We start from the raw sequence: 20,941 nt of genomic DNA, 5'->3' as shown, positions 1-20,941 counted from the left end.
ACCATTTACACATTTTTAAATAGTCATTTAACTATATTGTGTAATTGGTGCCTGATAATCTATATTATTGTTTGTTCATTCCTTTTCCGTAATAAACCGCGACTAATAGGAGTAACCATAATGGTCCAACAATTAGTGCTATTCTTGTATCAGGGAAGAATCCCATAAGTATGACAACCATAATAAGAAAGGCTAAGGCAATATAGGATCCGTATGGCCAAAACGGAGCTTTAAATTTTATCTTCGCTTTTTCTTCTGCAGATAAATTTTTTCTATACTTAAGCTGGGATAAGAGAATCATTGCCCATGTCCATATTGCACCGAAGGTTGAGATACTTGTTACCCAGGTAAATACCTTTTCTGGTACTAAATAATTTAAAATAACCCCTATAAGCAATGCAGCCGCTGATAGAACAATAGCTAAGGATGGTACACCACTTTTACTTACTTTTTTCAATGAGGTAGGTGCCTGATTTTGCTCTGCTAAATTAAATAACATACGGCCTGTACTAAAAATCCCACTATTACAGCTAGATAATGCAGCTGTTAAAACAACGAAATTAATAATTCCTGCTGCTTGGCGAATCCCAATTTTTTCAAATGTCATAACAAATGGGCTTCCAGATGTTCCAATTTCATTCCAAGGATAAATGGACATAATGACAAACAATGCCCCTACATAAAAGATTAGAATACGCCAAAATACGCTATTAACAGCTCGAGAAATTGTTTTTTCAGGGTTTTTCGCTTCCCCTGCAGTTACCCCAAGCATTTCAATGCCTAGATAGGCAAACATAACCATCTGCAAGGACATTAGAATTCCTTTAATCCCATTTGGAGCAAATCCGCCATGCTTCCAAAGATTACTAATTCCTGTCGCAATTCCACCATTCCCAAAACCAAATAAGATAATCATTAAACCAATAACGATCATCGCAATAATGGCAACAATTTTAATTAGAGCGAACCAAAATTCAAATTCTCCATATGCTTTGACAGTAATTAAGTTTACAAGAGTCATTATTACTAAGGCAGCCAATGCCCAGATCCATCTAGGGACATCTGGAAACCAAAGATCCATATACACACCAACAGCTGTAATTTCAGCCATACAAGTAACTACCCATAAAAACCAATAATTCCAACCTGTTAAAAACCCAGCTAATGGACCTAAATACTCCTGAGCGTAACGGCTGAAGGAACCTGCTACTGGATTTTGAATAGCCATTTCTCCTAGTGCTCTCATGATGATAAACATCATCGCACCTGCAATCACATATGCAACTAATATTGCAGGTCCTGCTAATTCAATAGTTTGAGCAGACCCAAGAAATAAACCTACCCCGATACATGCACCAAGTGACATTAAGGTAATATGTCTTTCTTCTAGTCCACGATGAAGTTCTTGATTGTTCATATTGTTCCACCCCTTAGTGTAGTCTTTGTTGTCAAAAAGTTTAGTCTGTTAATTCTGACATATTATCTCGATAGAGTAATATACAATTGTATATTTTTTGAAATAATATACTGGCATTCTACTATAATAATACTATTTTGAAAATACTTTTTTGTAATCGTTTACAACATTTGTATATTAAACTATTTTAAAATAGTATAAACTACTTTCGACTTTATTTGTAGTATTTATAAAAAATATCTCTATATTTTTGTGTAAATGCACAAATGGGTGAAATTATGATAAAATAAAGATTATATTTACGAAGGGGGAATCAGTATGAATCATTCTCCATTTCTTAACGATGACTTTGATTCTTTAGAGGGTTTGGCAGATAAAATTGGGGAAATATTAAATTGCCCGATTACAATTGAAGATTCTAATCATCGAATCATTGCTTATAGTAAACATGAGGAAAATGTAGATGCTGCAAGAATAGCTACTATTATTAGAAGAAGAGTACCAGAAAATGTGATTAATACTCTTTGGAAGAATGGTGTTATGCCAAAGCTATTTGAAAGTGATGAACCGGTAGTTATACCAGCAATTGAGAAAGTAGGATTAGGTAATCGTATTGCTGTTTCTGTCCGCAAAAATAATGAAGTATTAGGGTTTATATGGGCACAAACAGATGATGAGAAATTTGGTGAAGAAAAATTACTCTTGCTTAAAGAAGCAGCGAAAATAGTGAAAAATCAATTGCTTCAACACCAGTTAAAAAGACGAAAAGTAGAGGAAGATAACCAAGACTTCTTTTGGAAGCTATTAACAGGACATATCAATAAATTGAATGACATAAAGCGCGAGGCAGATCGATTTGGAATGAAGCTTGATGGTAGTTTGGCAGTTGTGATCATTGAATTTGATAAAGAAGTCAATCAAAAGATTGAAAAGCATTCTTATTATTTGACAGAAACTTTACAGAATGTTCAAGTTGTGTGTCGTGTTTTTGATGAGAATCAACTCATTCAATTGATCCGTCTAGATTCAAATGAAGCAACAATAAAGGATTTAAAACATTTTATCTATAACTTTATCGAACGGATAAATGAAAGACTGCAAATTGGAAAGGTAAAGGGTTCCTGCGGACTAATTTATCAATCACCACAGCAGATTAATAAGAGCTATCAAGAAGCGCTGAAAGTATTGGAGCTTAAGGAGCAATTTCCACAGGAATTACAGAATACTTATAGTTATCAAGAACTTGGTATTTATCAATTTTTAAATGATCTTTATCATATTAGGACGAAAGAACAATATAAAAATTCAGCAATTGAAAAGTTAAAAGAATATGACCATAAGCACCAATCGAATTTATTGAAAACGATGAAGGCATATTTGGAATGTGATAATAATGTCCAGGATGCAGCAAAGGTATTACATGTTCATACAAATACATTGAATTATCGCCTGAAAAGGATTACGGAAATTGCAGATATGGATTTAAAAGATCCCAACCAAAAGATTACTTTTTATTTAGATTTAAAAATTGAGGAAATGAAGAGTGGTGATTTGTGAAATTTCACAAATCATCGCTCTTATTTTTTGTATTCTAAATAAAGAAATTTTCACAAAAAAGACATATAATCGAACTGTAATTGGAAAGTGACTTATATCATTGAGGAGATGTTTTAAATGATTATCGGTGTTCCAAAGGAAATTAAAAATAATGAAAATCGTGTGGCAATGACCCCTGCAGGTGTTGTCCATTTATTAAATGCTGGACATAAAGTAATTATTGAAACCAATGCTGGTTTAGGTAGCGGTTTTACAAATGAAGAATATAAACAAGCTGGTGCTGAAATAATTGAAAGCGCTTCAGATGTTTGGGCGAAATCTGATATGATCATGAAAGTAAAGGAACCACTTTCATCTGAATACAACTATTTCCGTAAAGGATTAATCTTATTCACATATCTGCATTTAGCGGCAGAACCGGAGTTAACAAAAGCGTTAGTAGACAGTGAAGTAATTGCTATTGCATATGAAACTGTAACCGTTAATCGAACGCTTCCATTACTTTCACCAATGAGTGAGGTTGCAGGTCGTATGGCTTCTCAAATTGGTGCACAGTTCCTTGAAAAGACACAAGGTGGAAAAGGAATTCTATTAAGTGGTGTACCAGGTGTTAAACGTGGAAAAGTAACGATTATCGGTGGTGGTATGGTAGGTACAAATGCTGCGAAGATTGCAGTTGGATTAGGTGCCGATGTTACAATCATTGATTTAAATCCAGAGCGTTTACGTCAATTAGAGGATATTTTTGGTACAAGTGTTCAAACTCTAATGTCAAATCCGTATAATATTGCAGAAGCTGTTAAGGAATCCGACCTAGTCATCGGTTCCGTATTAATACCAGGTGCAAAAGCTCCAAAACTTGTAACAGAAGAAATGGTTAAATCTATGCAACCTGGTTCGGTTATCGTTGATGTAGCGATTGATCAAGGTGGAAACTTTGAAACAGTTGATCATATAACAACACATGATAATCCAACTTATGAAAAACATGGTGTTGTCCATTACGCAGTTGCAAATATGCCTGGTGCGGTTCCACGTACATCAACTATTGCGCTTACAAATGTAACCATTCCTTATGCAGTACAAATTGCAACAAAAGGTGTCTTAAAAGCAGTGAACGATAATCCTGCTATTAAATCTGGTATCAATGTAGCGAATGGTCATGTAACATATGAAGCTGTTGCTAAGGATCTTGGTTATGATTATGTAACTGTAGAAGAAGCACTTTCAAAGGAATCCATTAATGCATAATATTAAAAAAAAGTGTCAGGCAATTGCCTGGCACTTATTTTTTTGCTGCTCCAAAACCAATGGAATAACCATCTGGGTCTTTAATAGAGAATTCCTTCCAAGCACCCCAATCAAACTCACTTACTTCAGGTTCCATGTCTACAATGGCTCCGTTTGATTTAAACTCGTCATACAAAGCATCGAGGGAGGAGAAATCCTCAACATAAGCATATGTATTCCAAGTTCCCTTATTTGGCTTGACATCATGAATATCTTCTGCCTGAATTAATTTAAAACCTAATCCGAAATCATCTCGAACAGCCCAAAATTCGGTTACTTCACAACCAAGTGCACGTTGGTAATAGTCCTTCGATTTTTTTAAATCTGATACGAGTAATACCGTAAGAGAACTTTCTATTTTTGCTTTTATTTTTTCTTGCATATACCCACCCCTTAATATAAGAAATTAAATTATACTATTCGCTAAATTTAAGGGATTTCCTCTATTTATAAATTTATTTAATAAAATATCATCAACCTTGCTTTTTAATTTCATTAATAATGACTTGTAACGCATCTCCATGTCCGCTCACATTCATGTTCTTAATAAAGTCATCACGATTATGTTTTAGATTATCTAATGACTGGAGAAGGGTACTACTTGTTAGATTTTCCTCCAATAGCGTGATTGAATAACCTTTTTCTTCAAATGACTTGGCATTTAATATTTGATCACCACGACTTTGCTCCTTTGTTAAAGGAATAATAATCATTGGTATCTTTAAAGCTAAGAATTCAAAGATCGCATTTGAGCCGCCTCTAGTAATAACAAGATCTGTTGCGGCTAATATGTCTGGTAATTCTTCATTGATATATTCATATTGTCTATATCCGGGAATATCGAGCAACTCGGTATCGATATTTCCTTTTCCGCAAAGATGAACAATTTGATAGGCTTTGTTAAGTTTCCCTAGAGATTCCCTTATTGCTTCATTGATTCTTTTTGCCCCTAGGCTTCCCCCCATTATTATTAAGATTGGGAGTTGTTTGTTGAAGTTCAGGAATGCTCTGCCTTTTTCAGCAGATCCAATTAAAATTTCTTTTCGTATCGGTGAGCCGATGACCTTCGTTTTTCTTTCAGGAAAGAATTTTTTCGTCTCTGCAAAGGATGTAAATATTTTAGTTGCAAATCGTTGGGAGATTTTATTGGCAAGTCCGGGTGTCATATCACTTTCATGAATAAAAATAGGAATTTTTAATGATTTAGCTGCAATTATGACTGGTACAGAAACAAACCCACCTTTAGAAAAAACTAAATTTGGCTTTAATCTCTTTAACACACGTCTAGCCTGAAAGCATCCTTTAACAACTCTGAATACATCTTTTACGTTTTCAAAATCAATATATCTTCTTAATTTCCCGCTAGAAATTCCATAGTAAGGAAGATGTAAATGATGGATTAAATCTTTTTCGATTCCTTGCTTAGAACCTATATAGTGTATATCCCATTGTGATGTATCCATTTCTTTTATGATGGCGATATTTGGTGTAACATGACCAGCTGATCCTCCACCTGTAAATACAATTGATTTTTTCTTCATATTTCCTCCATAATGATTTTTATCAATTATATCCTAATTATATGGCCTAGAAATAAAAATCGAACCTTTTGTTTATTCAGAACCAATATATAATGAAAACAATAAAGGGGGGATGAATAGTGAATGAACAAGAGATTCATTCTTTGATAAAGAAATTTATTCAGGGGGATAGACGAGCATTTGAAATCATTTATGACCAGATACATCAAAAAGTTTATCGGACGGTCTATTTTTTAGCTACGAATAAAGATGACGTAAATGATTTAGTAAGTGAAGTGTATATTGAGCTGTTTAAATCGATTGAACGGTATAATTTTGAATCACCATTTCATTCATGGCTTAATGGGTTAATTATAAGACAAGTAAATAATTGGAATCGCCAAATTTGGAGGAAGTTGAGGCTGTTCCATCGATATCAGGAGCTTGAAATTCAACCACCCAATAAGCTTTTAGATGAAATGCTTCTTGCAAATGAAGAGAATGAGGAGTTACTTCAATGGGTTGAACATCTTTCCTTTAAACTTAAGTCTGTTATCGTATTAAGATACTATCATGATTATACATATGATGAGATTGCAGGTATTCTTTGTATTCCTATTGGTACTGTAAAATCAAGACATAACCAGGCGATACGTAAATTGAGACAGTATGTTGAACGTTTATCAAAGGTGAAGGGGGAATCTTTTCATGTTTCTTGAGAATCGACTAAAAAATGAGTTTAGAAAAAAAGCAGATACAATTAAAAGCCCAAAACAATTGGATCAACATATCGCATCATTATATCACTCTCATCACGATAAAAGTCAAAGAAAAGATCATTCTTTTTCACTAAAATTTCCAAGATATGCTCTATTTGCGCTCGTATTTGTTGTTTTAGCGGGATTTGGCTATGCAACCTCCAAGCTTTTATTTGAAACAAAAAGCAACAAATTGAATCTTGAAGTGAGACAGGATACCACTCTAAAGATGAAGACTATCACAAAGGATCAAGTTAGAAGTGATATTGCGATGGTGAAGGAAAACCTTGTCCCTGGAGAAGCTGCCCTTATTTATTTTGCTGATTTTGAAAATGAATCCCATCCATTCTTTAAAGAAATGCCAGGCATGATCGTTTCAAAGCCTATCAAGGTTCGTGCATATGAACAAGGACTGAAAATGCTAGATTCAATGTTTCATTCATATAAGAAACCAATAATGAAAATAGGCAATTATTCTTTCACATATGCATTTGCGGGCTACCCATTAGATGGTGGTCTTACACCTGATATGATTAATCGTTTAGATAAATTAAAGCAGGAAGCAAAAGATACTAACAAAAATGTGATTTGGGAAAAGTTAGACGAGATTCCGCAAATCCTTCCGGCTATTACATTAACTTATAAGAATGACAAAGAAAATAAGATTTATCTTACGTTGAAAAAAATAAATGAAAACACAAAGCTTGAAACAACGATTGACGAGGACAGTAGCTTTGAAAAGCTAATGGTGCATAATAAGAAAGCATATTTCATAAAGAACACCAATCAGTTTCTAAGTTCAACAGGTGAATATGAGGAGATTCTGTGGATTGAGCAGAGTGGAAAAGAAACGATCATTTATAGCATCGCTTCGGATTCTTTGGAAGTAACGAAAGAAGATTTATTAATGATGGCAAATAATATGGATTAACGATAAAAAATGGGTTATCTATTAGGGGTGTAGTCCTTTATAGATAACCCTACTTTCAATGAGTAATTATGAAGCTTGTGATTCCTCTTTAGATGAAAGAACTTCTTTTTTCAAAAACCAACATAAAACAAATGCAATAATGGCAATGACAAATGAATATAAATAGATATGCTGGAATGATTCAACAAATAAGGTTTTAATTTTTGTGAAAAGCTCTGGAGAAAGTCCATCTGGAATTCCGCCGGCAACTAGGCTATTCATATGCTCAGACATATTCTTAGGCAGACTATTGCCTAGTGTACCAAGTTTTGATGTAAGAGTTGAAGACAATAGCGTACCGAAAATACTTACTCCTACTGTAGCACCGATCGATTGAAATAATGGAACGGTTGCTAAAGCAATTCCCTTATGTTCCTTGTCAACAGATTCCTGAACAATTAAATTATCCCCACCGAACATGACCCCTAATCCAAGTCCGGTAATTAGAAAGAAGATAATGATTTGTACAATGGTTGTGTGAATATTCATATGAGAAAATAAGTAGAAACCAATAATCGGCATAATAAATGCAATTCCAAATAATTCACGATAGCGAACTTTAGTAAGTAAGAATCCTGAGATCATTGCCGAAAGAATCGCTCCTACCATCATAGGAAGGGTTAAATAACCTGCCTCTGTTGGAGTAAGACCCAGTACATTTTGTGCAAAATATGGGAAGGATGCGAATGATCCCATAAGACCAATACCAACAGCAAATACAATCATAGACAGCACTAGAATATTACGGTTTTTGAATAAATGGAGTGGTACGATCGGTTCCTTTACTTTCGATTCAACCCATATGAAAAGACCGATTAATACAGTTCCTAAGCATAATAGACTAATAATAGTTGGTGAACCCCATGATAAACCTTCATTTTCAATTAAAACGGGTGTGATGAGTAAAGAAATTATCGCTGAAATTAACAGAATAGCTCCCGCCCAGTCAATAATGACTTTTTTCTTCTCTGTTGTTTCTTTTAACCCACTTGCCAATAGAATCGCTGCAAGAACTCCTACAGGAATATTAACAAAGAAAATCCAATGCCAACTTACTTGATCAACAAAAAATCCTCCCATTAACGGGCCTAACAGCATGGGGATGAACATTATAGGACCCATAAAACCTTGAACCTTCGCCCGTTGTTCTACTGGAAATAAGTCGCTGGAAATAGTCATTGCAAGTGGCATCAATCCTCCGGCACCAATTCCTTGAATTCCTCGTCCTATCAAAAGCATTGTCATGGATTGGGAAAGTCCACAAACAATAGATCCGCCAATAAAAAAGGCCATTGAGATTAAATATATTTTTTTTCTGCCAAATAAATCAGCCAGCTTACCAAGTATCGGCATAAAGGCAGATAAAGCTAACATATATACGCCTGCAACCCAGCCATACATGGAGAGTCCGCCCAAATCTCGAATAATTGTTGGCATAGCCGTATTAACAACTGTTTCATCTAATTCTGAGAAGATTAATCCAATAATAAGACCTACCATTACTAAAACTTTATTACTTTTATTTGTTAAAAGTGACTTATCACTTTGAACGATGTTTTCCATCTTATCAATCCCTTTCTGAAATAATATGGGTATTATATAAGGAATTTGTGAACTGAATATGAACTTATTGAGATTGATTTAAGATGGAGCGAAGATGTAATTAAAAAGTGAACATTGAGGCTTAACTAAATTACATAGGGCAATGAGTTTATCAGATATTCATCATACATATGTAGAAAAAGCAGGGGGGATGGCCGCCTGCTTTATTAATTATTTCCAGTACTAGGTTGCTCAACGATGCTAGTATCCAATGTATTGGTGGTACTATACAAGCTTATGCTATTAAAAAGGACACCTTCTAATCCACTTCCTGCACCATTTGTTGTTTTTGATGCTGATTTTGGTGAAATAAAGGCAGTATCCCCATACTGAATCGTTGCTGTTCCGCCTACATTAATAATTTGGGAGTTCCCTACAAAAGAAGGCATAGACACCATTCCTTTTCAAAACATTTATTTTATTATATTTATAACATGAAAAAATGTATAGGCAGGTAAAGGTAAACAGATGTGTAGAATATCCTTCGGTAAAGTTGTACTATTGTAGATAGAGGCATAAAGGATAAGAAGGGGTATTTTTATGAGACAGAACAGAATCCTTGCGATTAGCGATATACATGGATGCTATGATGAATTTATTGAATTATTAGATTTAGTAGAATATAACTCTAGTGAAGATCAATTGATTTTACTAGGTGATTATATGGATCGAGGCAAGAATAGTAGGGAGGTCATCTACTATGTAAAAGAATTAGTCGAGGTTCACCGTGCAATAGCGTTAAAAGGTAATCATGATAAAATGTTTTGTGACTGGTTGGATGATCCGATTGGTCAAAAAGAGAGGTATTTTAGAAATGGTGCTCAGGAAACCATTACTTCCTTTTTAGGGCAGGTTCAGCTAGATGACATTTCCGATTCCACTTATAAAGCTTGGGCAAAGGAAATTATAGAATCAAATGGGGAACTCATATCTTTTATGAAAGAACTTCCGTTATTCTATGAAATAAACGATATTATTTTTGTTCACGCAGGTATTAATCCAGAGCATAATGATTGGAAAATGACGAATGAGCATGAAATGGTTTGGATTCGTGATCCATTTCTTCAAGCGGATCTTCCATTCGATCAAACCTTTATTCATGGACATACACCAGCAATCAATTTACATGATAAAGCGGATGTTTTTTATGGAAATAAGAAAATCGGCATCGATGGTGCTTGTGTTTATGGTCATCAGTTGAATTGCTTGGAAATAAAAAATGATCAATATAGAGAGTATTTTGTAAAAAGTAAGGAAAGTAATTGGAAGGATGAATAAAAATTATTTGGAAAGTGAGATGGAATTATGGACCTCCGAATTCGAGAGGTGACAGCTGAGAATTGGCTTTCTACAGCCCTTTTATCAGTAGAAGAAGACCAGAAGGAATTTATTGAAAGTAATTCATTTTCACTGGCTCAGTCGATGTTTGAGCCTGAATGGCACTCTATAAGTCTATATGATAAAGAAATAATTGTTGGCTATGCTATGTATGGAGGGAATATATCACATGAAGGGATATGGCTTGATCGTTTCATGATAGATAAACATTATCAAGGGAAAGGGTATGCGAAACGATTCTTACCTTTAGTGATTGAACATATAAAGAGCATCTATCAATGTGATACTTTGTATTTGAGTGTATCTCCAGAGAATAAAGCGGCACAAGCATTATACGAAAAATTTGGTTTTTATCTTAATGGTGAAATAGATAATAGTGGAATAGTAGCGGGGTTGGTTATGGAATTAAAAATAAGCAACCGTAGCTAATAGAAACTGTTTAATGAAAGGGCATGACTCTAGCAAAATTGCTAAAATAAGGTCAAGCCCTTTTCTATTTGAGTATCATTCTTCTTATACATGTTTCTTTTTTGAAAATTGTAGTTCAAACCGGCTTCCTTCACCGAATGTACTATCTACTTTTATCTTTCCTCCATGTTTATCGACTATCCATTGTGCAATAGAAAGACCTAATCCTAGGCTATTCGTTTTGGTACGGGACGAATCTATTTGGTAAAAGCGATCGAAAATCTTCGTGAGCTCCTCATTTTTCATTCCAATCCCATTATCTTCAACAATAATGCCGACTACATTTTTATTTTCATAAGATGTTAACTGAATGATTCCTTTTTCATTTGTATATTTCATCGCATTATCTAAAAGGATAACGATCAATTGGTGTATCCGATCTTTATCTCCAAAGAAAGTAATCGGAGGATTGGATGTAAGAATAATCTCTTTTCCCTGGAATGAAGCTAGTTCTGAATAATGATCTACAATATCATTTAGTAATTGATCGAGAGGAAATTCCTTTCTCTCTATTTCAATTTCATTGGAGTCTGACCTAGCTAATGTAAGTAAACTGGTTACGAGCTTTGTTAGCCTGCGACATTCTTTTAAAACAATTGATATATCTAATGCCTTTTCTTGGATAGTAGCATTGGGTTCCTGCAACAATAATTCACTTCTTGATTGGATGACTGCGAGTGGAGTTCTTATCTCATGAGATGCATCAGATACAAACCTTTGTTGTTTATCCCAGGCATGCTTAATTGGCTTTAATGCTTTTTCTGCAAGAAAAAATCCAGCTACTATAGCTAATATACTTCCCGCGACACAACCGATAATCATAATTATTAAAAGACGATTCATTACTTGATGTTCGACTTGAGTACTGCGTATAAACTCAAGAACAACAGGTTTGTTATCGATATGGGCTTTGACCGAAATAACACGATAGGTCGTATTTTGTACCTTAATATCTTCCAATATATTTAATCTCTTTTGTATGAATTTTGTATAGTTCGCCTGTATGAATTCACTATTAAATAGATCATTTGCATTCAATAGCTGATTGTTTTCGTCCCAAATAAGCACGGAAATAATTTGCTGAGGCTCGCCTCTAGGTCCAGGGAGAGGTCTGCCTTTTTCAAGACTTTTAATAGAAGTTTGTAAAGAATGATCAACATCTTTATAAATATAGGAATTAACAAAGGAATAAATGATCGTTCCTAATATTGCAATAAGAATAATAAAAACAAAAGAGTTTAAGAGTGTTAGTTGTAAACGGGTTTTTTTAAACATTAGCTCTCCTTAGATGCTTTTAATATATACCCTATGCCGCGAACATTTTGGATATCTTTATGATATCCGTAGCCTTCGAGCTTCTTCCTAAGATGATGGATGTAAACCTCGACAACGGCATCCGTTGTATCAGAATCGAATCCCCATATCCGATCAAAGATTTGCTCCTTCGTAACAATTTTACCGCTATTTTGAATGAGATATTCAAGTAACTCGTATTGAGTATTGGTTAATTTTACAAGATTACTATCAATTTTTATTTCTTGCTCCTTGCCAAAGAGCACTATGCCTCTATATTTTATTGTATGATCAATGGTGAGATTTCCACTTCTTCTTAATAATGCCCGAATTCTAGCAACCAGTTCAGGCGCTTGAAAAGGCTTTACTAAATAATCATCACCACCCATTTCTAAACCAGATACGCGATCTTCAAGTGCATCACGAGCAGTTACGAAAAGGATGGGGGTCATAATATGTTCATTACGTAACTTTTTTAGAATTTCAAATCCATTGATCTCAGGCAACATCACATCAAGTAAAATGACATCATATATATTTTGCATACCTAGGAATAATCCATCTTCACCATCTGTAGCAGTTTCAACTGTAAACTCATTTTGGAGAATCATTTTCATTGAATCCAGTAAATCTACATTATCTTCTACAATTAAAATACGCATATAAATCCTCCTCGTTTTTATCATATCAAGGTATTAAAAAATAGGAAATGGTATGAGAGCTTGTCCATTGTAAGAATCGAATGAACTCATTTTATAAGTCAATGTTAATTAAATAGGATTAAATTAGTATATATAGGTATTCTTAATATTTCCTTAACGCTAGAATAAAAAAAATGTCAGAATTAGCATCTGACAATATTTTGAAGAGGAGTTTGGATTTTAATTATGTGAAATAACTTTATCAAAGGCATTCATGTTTGAGAAATGATCCTTAACAAAAGACATTGAAGATTAAACCAGCAAAACCTAAGTATCCAATAAGTTCACAATGATTTTTAAGTGGCTTATAATCTTCTAAGTTGTAAAACATAGAACAACCTCCTTTTTAGTAACCAATAATTCGAATTATGAAACTGAGCGAGCAGGAAGCCAATTCGCTAAATAGGAAGGAATGGCACCATTCTCTGGTAAGCTTGCATGACCAGAGTTAAGAAGATGAATTGTTTTATCTGCACTTGAAACTAAATCCATAATAGGGGTAATCTGATCTCGTGTAACTAATTGGTCAAAATTTGAACCAATTACAAGCAAATTAGCTGATATGTTTGACAAAGAAGCGGGACATCCATCTATTTCAAATTGGCCATCAATAAGCTTATTATCAATGATTAAATCATTAACGATTTGCTTCATTGCAGCACTTGTCATTGGGATATGTCCATTTGTCCATTTGTTTAATTGACCCCATTTTTCCCTATACTTACTGTCAGCGCCACGATTAAGAAGTGATAGATAATGAGAATAATAAACTGGAGAGGTTATTAATCTCATTCCACCTTTTACAAAAGAGGCGGGGACGAGTCCCATAGCGTCTAATATAGGATCAACCTCAATTTGTTTATTCACAAGAGAATTTTGCCACTGATCGAACTTAGGAAAACTTCTGAAATCAATTGGTGTTAAGGAAAGAATGATATTTTTTATAGGCTCCTTAGCTATACTTGCATACATAGTTAAAAGTGTTCCACCTAGGCAAAAACCCATCAAGCTAATCTCCTTAGCTCCTGAGTGGGCTAATGCGCGACGAACTCCCCTTTGAATATATTTTGTCACGTAATCATCGAGGGATGAATCTTTATCCTCATATCCTGGAATGCCGAAATCGAGAAGGTAAACTTCAAAACCCTCATCCATTAACGTCTGTATTAAACTATTTTCAGGTCCTAAATCGAGAATAGATGGTTGATTAATGAGTGAGTAAATAAGCAATAGCGGGACATTATATTTTCTTTCTTTAGGTTCGTAATACCATAAAGTGGTTTTGTTTAATTTCCAAATAGCTTCACGATTCCGTTCATAATCGATTGGAGGATTCACTAATGCTTTCGTAAAGCCCGCCCATCTTTGAAGCTCCTTTGTCGTTTGCGTACTTATTTTCTTTTGTAAATTACCCATTTTCGGACAAACCTTCCGATGTTAATTGTTTAAGCTCCTCTAAGGATAGTAATATTTCATTTACTTTTTCGTTTAGAAGATCGACCTTCTCTTCCGTTTGTATATTGATTTTAGTTGCATTAGCAACATCTTTTTTTGTAGGGAAGTTTAATGGAATTGAAATGGTTTCAATCGAATTTTGCAGTTTCCTAATAACTGCAGCTGCTACTTGATTATGTGAGCCGAAAGTCTGGATAAAGAATTTTTGATTCAGTTGTGACTGTATAGATTGATTCAACATATTTTCAAACTTTAATCCATTCAATTTTAAAATTCGGTAAACATCTACTGCTTGTTTATTCGACATAAATAAACTCCTTTCTAAAGTTTTACAGGTTTACTGTTAGTCCACCATCAACTATTAGGCATTGGCCAGTAAGATAATCGGATGCTTGGGATGCTAGAAATAGGGCGGTTCCTTTTAAGTCTGTATCGTTTCCAAAGCGTTGTGCAGGAATTTTGCTTAGAATAATTTTGTTTATCTTATCAAGTGCCTGTGTAATTTTTGTTGGAAAAAACCCTGGAGCAATGGCATTTACTTGGATATTACTATCTGCAAGCTTTACTGCTAGCTCCTTCGTTAAGGTGATAACAGCCCCTTTACTTGTGTTATACGCAATAGAATCAAGGAATGCAGGATTGGTCCCATATAGACCTGTGACGGAGGAGATATTGATAATTTTTCCGCTTTGCTGATTTTTCATTACTTTAGCTGCTGCTTGAGAGAAGAAAAACATGCCTTTAAGATTGACAGCCATGACTTTGTCCCATTTCTCAGCTGGTAAATCAAGTACAGGAGCGATCCATGATGTTCCGCTATTATTAATTAAAATATCAATACTTCCAAATTGATTTACTGTTTGTTCAATTACATGGTCAATATCCTCTTGTTTCGTTACGTCGCATTGGAGCGCAATAGAGTGGTATCCTTGTTGGTTCAGAGCGTTACTAGTTGCTTTACAGACTTCGAGATTACGAGAGCAAATAACAATATTGGCCCCAGCCTCTGCTAGAGCCTCAGCCATTTGCTTACCGAGTCCACTTCCACCACCAGTAACAATGGCTGTTTTGTTACTGAGGTCAAATAACTCCTTTACACCCAATTGAGTTCATCCCTTCCTATATATAATGTTCAAAAAAACTCAATAATTGATTTCTATTTATTATAGGTTCGACCCTCATAAAAGGTGTTAAAATTGATATATTCGCCGCCGCCTTATTTAGCCTCATTCCTATATATTGCTGTTTTCGGTAATTTTTTTTCTTTTGTAAAAGCCCAACTACCGGATTTTACTCATAATAAAGGATTCTAGCGGTTCTTATGGAGATTGCAGCTCTTTTATCAGTAAAATAAAACGTGTAGCGATCCTCAGTCGATATTTATTAGTTATAACTTTACTTAAATGGCAACAATGTTTGATAAAAAGATCCTTCTTTAAAAAAATAAGGGTAAGACCACCATCAATTTGTTAATGGGGTCTTACCCTTATTTCTTTGACTCTTCCAACTTGACCATCAGTCAATCTTACCTTAATTCCATGAGGATGGTAGCTTGAATTGGTCAATATGTCTTTGACGATTCCACACGTTGTTTTTCCAGTCCTTTGATCCTTTTTAAGGACAATTTCTACTGTCATTCCAGCATTAATGTCGTTACGGTTTTTTCCGTTCATTTATACTCCAGTTCTTCTCCTTTGATTATTCGTTTTCTTCGTTTGTTGACTTTTCATTTTTTTAGTTGTTGGAAGTGTATTTGTATTTGTTTTACTAGAATTTGACTGATTTTTTTTATTTTCGAGTTTTTGTTTCATTGCTTCTTGAAGGCTAATTTTCTTTTTGGGAGTTTGATTTGGTTCTAATTGATTGGACTCGGTCATAAAACATTTTCCTCCTTGTCGTTTATTATAGACAGTATAATCTATTTTTTATTATAATGGAAAACAATATTAAACATTTATAACCAATACCATCCAGTTATAGATGATTTTGAAAAACAATTTTTTCAAAAATAATAAAGGGAATAATGGCTTACTCCCTTTGATCTTACTTTTATTCGATAGGAATATCTTCCAAGTTTCCATAATCTGTGCTTTCCTCTTCGGATGATTCATCGACACTTTCGCTGCTAGATTCATCTGATGTATGTATGTTATCCAAATTTTTATTTTCATTAAGATTTTCCATTAAATTTTCCACCAATTCTGCTGGTATCACACCTTTTCCATAGGTTGCTCCAATATTTAATTGCCCACTAATATTTTTAATACCAAGTTGTCCAAAATTATTTGTTTGTTCATACTTATCTAATAAAATTTTTTCAATATTTACTTTTTGTATAATAATTTGTTGATCATTTTCAGGCCTTTGTGGGGGATCGGGGGGACGATTTTCAAGTATGTGTATTGCTTGTGACAAGTGCTCGGTTATTGATTGCAGGGATTCGTAATTTTCTTCCATTCTATTAAATAGGTTTTCTAGATGATTGATTTGAGTTTTAAGTGGCATCAACTCTTGGTCAATATATTTTTTCATTTTCGAGAAAATTTTATTTTCTAATGTCTGTATAGAACGCTGAGTATCAACTTGATTTTGTTGGGGGACGTGGTCAGCCTTAGGTTGAGGTGTTTTCTTATCCGTTTGTTTATAAGAATATATTTGCTTTTGTAACTCAGGTTCTAATTTGATAAATCTCTTTATTTGAACCTCTAATGTGTTGATTTTTTTTATTTTCTCTTCTAAACGCTCAATTTTTTCTTTAAGTATATCGATGTCATCATTTTTTTCACTGTGATTGAATAATCCTTTTATAGCCATATTTTTCCCCACACTTTTTTTAGACTTATATAGAAATTTTTTAAGAAATTGGAATTTGTTCCTCGCTTGAGTATTTTCTCATATAAGTTACTATCAGGAGACCACTTTCGAACTTTGCATATAATTCTGCGGCTTTTGTTGGTTCAGGAAGTTCTATTTTCCTCTCAAAAGCACCATATTTTCTTTCATTTTGTATAACAATAGGATTCAGTAACGGTAATTGACTTGTTCCTTTTACTACTAGAATATTTCCTGCTAATGATAAGGAAACATCCTCTCGTTTATAGCCAGGTAGTTCAATGATCACAATGATTTGTGTATCAGTAAGATAGATATCCACTAATGGATAGGTACTAGTAGAGCGAACATTTTGTGTAGGAGGTTTGCTGTTTGCTTCATTTTGAGAAGGATCTTTAGAAATTTGGTCGAAAATCATATCCCAAAAGTTCCCGTTTTGATATTTTTGTGAAATATCCATCCATTGCTTTAATTTATCTATGTCCACAAGTATACCTCCTTGCTTATAAGATAATGAACAGGAACTGATGAATGAACCTAAATCATTTCTAATCTCATCTATATATCTTATTAATCAATCATTTTCTTCATGCACCTTTAATTCTTCATAACAAATAACTAACTTCATAAATGTTGGGGAAAAGTAATATATTTGGAAGGAAATCTTTCTCTTACCAAAGTAATAATTATCATAATAAGGAGGGAACAAATGTGAAAGGAGCATCTGTAAATATCAATATTTTTATGTTAAAGATTAATTCCTTTGAGAATGCTTCAGCGGTTAATATAGGGCAAAATCTATTAGCAGACTGGAATAATTCAGATAAAAAATCACAGGGATATGGTCAAAATTTTGGTGATGAAAGCACCTTTGTTAGCCCACAAAGCTTTGTAGATGATAGGGACCAAATAGATTCTCCGGCTTCCTTTAGCTCGAACCCGATACTAAAAAGAGATTAAAAAATTATCGCTTTAGAAGAGGCAAAATTCACCTCGAAAAATGGGACTTGTATGGAATCACATTAAAGCTTAGGAAGAATATGCTGGAAGTAGGGGTGTGAAGATAATGATGACTGGTGAGAGTAAAGAGAAACAAGTAATTCGTACTATTCAGCGGGATATTAATATGGCAACAGCAGCTTTATTACTCACCGGACAAATTACTATTAGGGGAGTGTTTGTTACACCTCAGGCCTTTCGTTTATCATTAGGTGGTCCTATTACTGGTACTCAAAGGTTAGAAGGAGTAAATAAAAATAAGACAGCAACTATTTTCGTTGACGTCATCGATATTTTTATTTCAATTTTACTGATTAAATCATCTTTAGCAGTTGAGGGAGTTTTTATAGGATCTAGAGAATTCTCACTGGTTGTAGGAGGTCCAATCACGGGTTTGCCATTACCAGAACCTTCACTTTCTGAAATAAAAGAGGATTATCATTTATATAAAAAAGTTATTTCCGATCGATTCCATCTGAATAAGGATTTAATAAACACCTTGAAAAGGAATGATAAGTATGGCTTTAACGGATCTTCCAACAATTAAACCCTCTAAAGAAGGGACCTTTCTAATAGCACTTCCTATTATCTTATTTATCTTTTTCTTTACTCAACATAAGGAAAGTGATAAATAAATATAAAAAAGGCATAAAAGGGAGGACCTTTTATGCCTTAAATTATTTAATAATGGGAGCTCCAGTTAATGATTCAGGAACTATGCCGAGAGCAAGAAGGCTTAATTTTGCATAGCCATTGCCTTTGAACTCAGTGAAAAATTGTTTTAGTTTATCAAAGTCTACATCATTTTTTAATAATTGAACTTCTTTTTTGTATAAACGCAGCACAGATGCTTGAACAAAATTAGGCGAAGAAGTGCCTGGATCTTCATCCATTAATAAGCATCCCATATATTGATATTTAAAGTTTAGTGCTCGCGTTAAATTTGTCACATGTACTAATCGATCAAAAAGGGCAGGAAAGGATTGTTGTAAGTTTGCAAGGCGCTCTTTTGCAGTTTGCAATTCATCAAGACTTGACAGTGTCAACATATCAAATTTCCCTCCTTAATTATCCCATGGTTTATTTACATTAAGATAACCAGCGAGCTCTTTACTCTTTTGTCTTCTGAGTCTACGTATTTCTGCTCTTTCTTTTCCTGTATTGTATAAAAACTTTTCTTCTTCTGTTTCTGGAATGACTTCTGGAACGGGAACAGGACGTTTATTTTCATCTAAAGCAACAAAGGTTAAAAATGCCGTTGCAGCAATTCTACGTTCGCCAGTCATGATATCCTCTGCAATTACTTTACAGAATATTTCCATTGACGTACGACCTGTATAAGTGACGAAAGATTCAACACAAACAGAATCAGTTTGGTGAATCGGGTATAAAAAATCAATTGAGTCAGTGGATGCCGTTACACATTCTTTTACTCTTGAATGTCTACGTGCAGACAATGTTGCAGCATCATCTAATTTTTTCATCAAAATTCCACCGAATAATGTATTATAATTATTTAAATCGCAAGATAATACTTGCGCAGTATTTACGATACGACTTTCTTTTACTTTTTTTGCATTCATATTACTGCTTCCTTTCATAAAGAAAATCCTATAAAATTTATGGGAGTTCTCCTAGCTTTAATAAGTTTACGCCCCAAATAACGAGAAGTAAAATGGTTATATTTCATTGAAAATATAGCTTTTATCAATGAAACCGCTTCTCTCTTTGCCTATCTAAATGTCAGCGAAAGAAGGATATAATATAAAAGGAAGAAAAACAGTATATTCAGTCAAATGCGTGATAATTTATGATAAGTGTTTTTTTGTAAATTGCAGCCATTCTTTTGCTGCGTAGGAAAGATATTGATTTTTATTCCAAATGATTGCTAGTTCCCATCGGATGGAAGGGTTTTTTATCGAAATCGCCTTTACATTTTTACTTAAATGCCGACAAATACTTTCAGGTAAAAGTGATACTCCTAAATTCCAAGAAACCATCTCCTCAATGAAAGACCATTGTGAACTTTTTGAGATGACCTGGGGATTGAAGCCTACACTGTTACAAGAAGAAATAATTCGGTCATGTAATGCAAAATCTTTATTAAATAAAATAAACGGTTCAGAAGCTAGTTCAACTAGGTTAACCTCCGTTTTCAGAGCTAATGGATGTGACGGATGAATAATTAATTTTAAATCCTCCTCCATTAAAGGGAAATGTAAAAATAGCTCATTATTCGTTGGAAGTACGATAACACCGACATCTAAATGATTATTGTGAATATCCTCTTCAATTTTTTTTGAACCGTCTTCCCCAAATTCAAAAGTAATTCCAGGATACTGTTCATGAAATCGTCCGATTAGTTGAAGTAGAAATTGTGCGTCAAAAATAGGTGGGATTCCAATTCGAATATGTCCTTTTTTTAACTCTAAAAGATTATCTAATTCCGTTTCTAAATTGTGAAAGGCAAGGTCAATTAACTTTGCTTGTTCCAAAATGATTTGCCCAGCATCTGTTAATGTTAGCTTCTTTTTAGAACGATCAAACAGAGAAACTCCTAGCTCTTTTTCGAGGTTTTTAATCATTTTACTAATAGTTGGTTGGGTGATATATAAATGTTCAGCAGCTAATGAAAAACTATTGTATTTTGCAACCTCTAAAAAATATTGTAAATGTTTAATATCCACGCGTAATCACCACTCAAACTTATATTGTAATTTGGATATTATATCGTATTCTAC

At 34.0% G+C, this 20,941-nt stretch carries 25 protein-coding genes; 8 read left to right on the top strand and 17 right to left on the bottom strand.

The window, feature by feature from the left end; translation table 11 throughout:
* Positions 1-64: 64 nt before the first annotated feature.
* On the bottom strand, positions 65-1,417 hold the full coding sequence (locus NST63_RS22100; RefSeq protein WP_341043768.1) for an amino acid permease: 1,353 nt from the start codon (positions 1,415-1,417) through the stop codon (positions 65-67).
* A gap of 318 nt (positions 1,418-1,735) precedes the next feature.
* Here NST63_RS22100 and NST63_RS22095 point away from each other — a divergent pair, with 318 nt between their 5' ends.
* Both NST63_RS22095 and ald read left to right on the top strand, forming a co-directional pair.
* Positions 1,736-2,974 carry a PucR family transcriptional regulator gene (locus tag NST63_RS22095; RefSeq protein WP_212944001.1) on the top strand — a complete coding sequence of 413 codons (1,239 nt, stop codon included), beginning with the start codon at positions 1,736-1,738 and terminating at the stop codon, positions 2,972-2,974.
* 117 nt (positions 2,975-3,091) lie between these two features.
* Complete coding sequence (gene ald / locus NST63_RS22090) at positions 3,092-4,225, top strand: alanine dehydrogenase (RefSeq protein WP_212944002.1); 1,134 nt, start codon at positions 3,092-3,094, stop codon at positions 4,223-4,225.
* A gap of 34 nt (positions 4,226-4,259) precedes the next feature.
* Here the strand turns inward: ald and NST63_RS22085 are convergent, their stop codons facing one another.
* Both NST63_RS22085 and NST63_RS22080 read right to left on the bottom strand, forming a co-directional pair.
* Complete coding sequence (locus NST63_RS22085) at positions 4,260-4,646, bottom strand: VOC family protein (protein WP_212944003.1); 387 nt, start codon at positions 4,644-4,646, stop codon at positions 4,260-4,262.
* A gap of 91 nt (positions 4,647-4,737) precedes the next feature.
* Positions 4,738-5,805: an undecaprenyldiphospho-muramoylpentapeptide beta-N-acetylglucosaminyltransferase gene (locus tag NST63_RS22080; protein WP_212944004.1), complete on the bottom strand. Its 1,068-nt coding sequence runs from the start codon at positions 5,803-5,805 to the stop codon at positions 4,738-4,740.
* Between the two features lie 119 nt (positions 5,806-5,924).
* On the opposite strand from NST63_RS22080, the gene NST63_RS22075 reads away from it, so the two are divergent.
* Together NST63_RS22075 and NST63_RS22070 are read left to right on the top strand one after the other, a co-directional pair.
* The gene (locus tag NST63_RS22075) at positions 5,925-6,503 is read left to right on the top strand and encodes a sigma-70 family RNA polymerase sigma factor (protein ID WP_212944006.1); all 579 of its coding nucleotides are present in this window, start codon (positions 5,925-5,927) and stop codon (positions 6,501-6,503) included.
* Positions 6,493-7,473: a hypothetical protein gene (locus NST63_RS22070; RefSeq protein WP_341043767.1), complete on the top strand. Its 981-nt coding sequence runs from the start codon at positions 6,493-6,495 to the stop codon at positions 7,471-7,473. The genes NST63_RS22075 and NST63_RS22070 overlap by 11 nt, the downstream gene beginning before the upstream one ends.
* 66 nt (positions 7,474-7,539) lie before the next feature.
* On the opposite strand, the gene NST63_RS22065 is transcribed toward NST63_RS22070, so the two are convergent.
* Together NST63_RS22065 and NST63_RS22060 are read right to left on the bottom strand one after the other, a co-directional pair.
* Positions 7,540-9,075, bottom strand: a complete 1,536-nt coding sequence (locus tag NST63_RS22065; protein WP_341043766.1) for an MDR family MFS transporter — start codon at positions 9,073-9,075, stop codon at positions 7,540-7,542.
* A 206-nt stretch (positions 9,076-9,281) separates the two neighbouring features.
* On the bottom strand, positions 9,282-9,503 hold the full coding sequence (locus NST63_RS22060) for a spore germination protein (RefSeq protein ID WP_212944011.1): 222 nt from the start codon (positions 9,501-9,503) through the stop codon (positions 9,282-9,284).
* Between the two features lie 151 nt (positions 9,504-9,654).
* On the opposite strand from NST63_RS22060, the gene NST63_RS22055 reads away from it, so the two are divergent.
* Together NST63_RS22055 and NST63_RS22050 are read left to right on the top strand one after the other, a co-directional pair.
* A complete protein-coding gene (locus tag NST63_RS22055; protein ID WP_212944012.1) occupies positions 9,655-10,392 on the top strand; it encodes a metallophosphoesterase family protein in 738 nt (245 codons plus the stop codon).
* A gap of 27 nt (positions 10,393-10,419) precedes the next feature.
* Positions 10,420-10,881, top strand: a complete 462-nt coding sequence (locus tag NST63_RS22050; protein ID WP_341043765.1) for a GNAT family N-acetyltransferase — start codon at positions 10,420-10,422, stop codon at positions 10,879-10,881.
* Positions 10,882-10,965: 84 nt separating this feature from the next.
* Here the strand turns inward: NST63_RS22050 and NST63_RS22045 are convergent, their stop codons facing one another.
* The 9 genes from NST63_RS22045 to NST63_RS22005 form a co-directional block, all read right to left on the bottom strand.
* Positions 10,966-12,195 carry a sensor histidine kinase gene (locus tag NST63_RS22045; RefSeq protein WP_341043764.1) on the bottom strand — a complete coding sequence of 410 codons (1,230 nt, stop codon included), beginning with the start codon at positions 12,193-12,195 and terminating at the stop codon, positions 10,966-10,968.
* Entirely contained in the window at positions 12,195-12,875 is a 681-nt protein-coding gene (locus tag NST63_RS22040) for a response regulator transcription factor (RefSeq protein WP_341043763.1), read from the bottom strand. Before NST63_RS22040 ends, NST63_RS22045 begins: the two co-directional genes overlap by 1 nt.
* Positions 12,876-13,280: 405 nt before the next feature.
* Complete coding sequence (locus NST63_RS22035) at positions 13,281-14,330, bottom strand: alpha/beta fold hydrolase (RefSeq protein WP_341043762.1); 1,050 nt, start codon at positions 14,328-14,330, stop codon at positions 13,281-13,283.
* The gene (locus NST63_RS22030) at positions 14,323-14,676 is read right to left on the bottom strand and encodes a hypothetical protein (RefSeq protein ID WP_212944018.1); all 354 of its coding nucleotides are present in this window, start codon (positions 14,674-14,676) and stop codon (positions 14,323-14,325) included. The genes NST63_RS22035 and NST63_RS22030 overlap by 8 nt, the downstream gene beginning before the upstream one ends.
* A gap of 22 nt (positions 14,677-14,698) precedes the next feature.
* A complete protein-coding gene (locus NST63_RS22025) occupies positions 14,699-15,472 on the bottom strand; it encodes an SDR family oxidoreductase (protein ID WP_212944020.1) in 774 nt (257 codons plus the stop codon).
* Between the two features lie 366 nt (positions 15,473-15,838).
* On the bottom strand, positions 15,839-16,042 hold the full coding sequence (locus NST63_RS22020; RefSeq protein ID WP_212944022.1) for a YwbE family protein: 204 nt from the start codon (positions 16,040-16,042) through the stop codon (positions 15,839-15,841).
* Positions 16,043-16,246, bottom strand: coding sequence for a hypothetical protein (locus NST63_RS22015; protein ID WP_058006203.1), 204 nt, complete (start codon positions 16,244-16,246; stop codon positions 16,043-16,045). It lies immediately after the preceding gene.
* 172 nt (positions 16,247-16,418) lie between these two features.
* Positions 16,419-17,183, bottom strand: a complete 765-nt coding sequence (locus NST63_RS22010) for a hypothetical protein (RefSeq protein ID WP_212944024.1) — start codon at positions 17,181-17,183, stop codon at positions 16,419-16,421.
* 40 nt (positions 17,184-17,223) lie between these two features.
* Positions 17,224-17,688 carry an Hsp20/alpha crystallin family protein gene (locus NST63_RS22005; protein ID WP_212944026.1) on the bottom strand — a complete coding sequence of 155 codons (465 nt, stop codon included), beginning with the start codon at positions 17,686-17,688 and terminating at the stop codon, positions 17,224-17,226.
* Positions 17,689-17,945: 257 nt separating this feature from the next.
* On the opposite strand from NST63_RS22005, the gene NST63_RS22000 reads away from it, so the two are divergent.
* Positions 17,946-18,161, top strand: coding sequence for a hypothetical protein (locus tag NST63_RS22000; protein WP_058006214.1), 216 nt, complete (start codon positions 17,946-17,948; stop codon positions 18,159-18,161).
* A 106-nt stretch (positions 18,162-18,267) separates the two neighbouring features.
* Complete coding sequence (locus tag NST63_RS21995; protein WP_341043761.1) at positions 18,268-18,747, top strand: hypothetical protein; 480 nt, start codon at positions 18,268-18,270, stop codon at positions 18,745-18,747.
* Between the two features lie 130 nt (positions 18,748-18,877).
* Here NST63_RS21995 and NST63_RS21990 read toward each other — a convergent pair whose 3' ends face one another.
* The 3 genes from NST63_RS21990 to cidR form a co-directional block, all read right to left on the bottom strand.
* Positions 18,878-19,249, bottom strand: a complete 372-nt coding sequence (locus NST63_RS21990; RefSeq protein ID WP_078110927.1) for a hypothetical protein — start codon at positions 19,247-19,249, stop codon at positions 18,878-18,880.
* 15 nt (positions 19,250-19,264) lie between these two features.
* Positions 19,265-19,783, bottom strand: a complete 519-nt coding sequence (locus tag NST63_RS21985; RefSeq protein WP_058006198.1) for an acyl-CoA thioesterase — start codon at positions 19,781-19,783, stop codon at positions 19,265-19,267.
* 225 nt (positions 19,784-20,008) lie between these two features.
* Positions 20,009-20,887 (bottom strand): cidABC operon transcriptional activator CidR, encoded by an 879-nt coding sequence (gene cidR, locus NST63_RS21980; RefSeq protein ID WP_341043760.1) that lies wholly within the window; start codon positions 20,885-20,887, stop codon positions 20,009-20,011.
* Positions 20,888-20,941 lie beyond the last annotated feature (54 nt).

The organism is Heyndrickxia sp. FSL W8-0496, from assembly GCF_038007825.1.
Lineage (GTDB): Bacteria > Bacillota > Bacilli > Bacillales > Bacillaceae_C > Heyndrickxia > Heyndrickxia oleronia.
This window is presented reverse-complemented; position numbering and strand designations above follow the sequence as displayed.

Excerpts from the sequence above, each read along its gene's own strand:
- NST63_RS22030 (WP_212944018.1), bottom strand. The coding sequence starts at position 14,676 with ATGTCGAATAAACAAGCAGTAGATGTTTACCGAATTTTAAAATTGAAT.
- NST63_RS22070 (WP_341043767.1), top strand. The coding sequence starts at position 6,493 with ATGTTTCTTGAGAATCGACTAAAAAATGAGTTTAGAAAAAAAGCAGAT.
- NST63_RS21995 (WP_341043761.1), top strand. The coding sequence starts at position 18,268 with ATGATGACTGGTGAGAGTAAAGAGAAACAAGTAATTCGTACTATTCAG.
- NST63_RS22060 (WP_212944011.1), bottom strand. The coding sequence starts at position 9,503 with ATGCCTTCTTTTGTAGGGAACTCCCAAATTATTAATGTAGGCGGAACA.
- NST63_RS21990 (WP_078110927.1), bottom strand. The coding sequence starts at position 19,249 with ATGTTGACACTGTCAAGTCTTGATGAATTGCAAACTGCAAAAGAGCGC.
- NST63_RS22085 (WP_212944003.1), bottom strand. The coding sequence starts at position 4,646 with ATGCAAGAAAAAATAAAAGCAAAAATAGAAAGTTCTCTTACGGTATTA.
- NST63_RS22010 (WP_212944024.1), bottom strand. The coding sequence starts at position 17,183 with ATGGCTATAAAAGGATTATTCAATCACAGTGAAAAAAATGATGACATC.
- NST63_RS22035 (WP_341043762.1), bottom strand. The coding sequence starts at position 14,330 with ATGGGTAATTTACAAAAGAAAATAAGTACGCAAACGACAAAGGAGCTT.
- NST63_RS22015 (WP_058006203.1), bottom strand. The coding sequence starts at position 16,246 with ATGACCGAGTCCAATCAATTAGAACCAAATCAAACTCCCAAAAAGAAA.
- NST63_RS22095 (WP_212944001.1), top strand. The coding sequence starts at position 1,736 with ATGAATCATTCTCCATTTCTTAACGATGACTTTGATTCTTTAGAGGGT.
- NST63_RS22040 (WP_341043763.1), bottom strand. The coding sequence starts at position 12,875 with ATGCGTATTTTAATTGTAGAAGATAATGTAGATTTACTGGATTCAATG.
- NST63_RS22100 (WP_341043768.1), bottom strand. The coding sequence starts at position 1,417 with ATGAACAATCAAGAACTTCATCGTGGACTAGAAGAAAGACATATTACC.
- NST63_RS22045 (WP_341043764.1), bottom strand. The coding sequence starts at position 12,195 with ATGTTTAAAAAAACCCGTTTACAACTAACACTCTTAAACTCTTTTGTT.
- NST63_RS22055 (WP_212944012.1), top strand. The coding sequence starts at position 9,655 with ATGAGACAGAACAGAATCCTTGCGATTAGCGATATACATGGATGCTAT.
- NST63_RS21985 (WP_058006198.1), bottom strand. The coding sequence starts at position 19,783 with ATGAATGCAAAAAAAGTAAAAGAAAGTCGTATCGTAAATACTGCGCAA.
- NST63_RS22080 (WP_212944004.1), bottom strand. The coding sequence starts at position 5,805 with ATGAAGAAAAAATCAATTGTATTTACAGGTGGAGGATCAGCTGGTCAT.
- NST63_RS22000 (WP_058006214.1), top strand. The coding sequence starts at position 17,946 with ATGTTAAAGATTAATTCCTTTGAGAATGCTTCAGCGGTTAATATAGGG.
- NST63_RS22020 (WP_212944022.1), bottom strand. The coding sequence starts at position 16,042 with ATGAACGGAAAAAACCGTAACGACATTAATGCTGGAATGACAGTAGAA.
- ald (WP_212944002.1), top strand. The coding sequence starts at position 3,092 with ATGATTATCGGTGTTCCAAAGGAAATTAAAAATAATGAAAATCGTGTG.
- NST63_RS22050 (WP_341043765.1), top strand. The coding sequence starts at position 10,420 with ATGGACCTCCGAATTCGAGAGGTGACAGCTGAGAATTGGCTTTCTACA.
- NST63_RS22065 (WP_341043766.1), bottom strand. The coding sequence starts at position 9,075 with ATGGAAAACATCGTTCAAAGTGATAAGTCACTTTTAACAAATAAAAGT.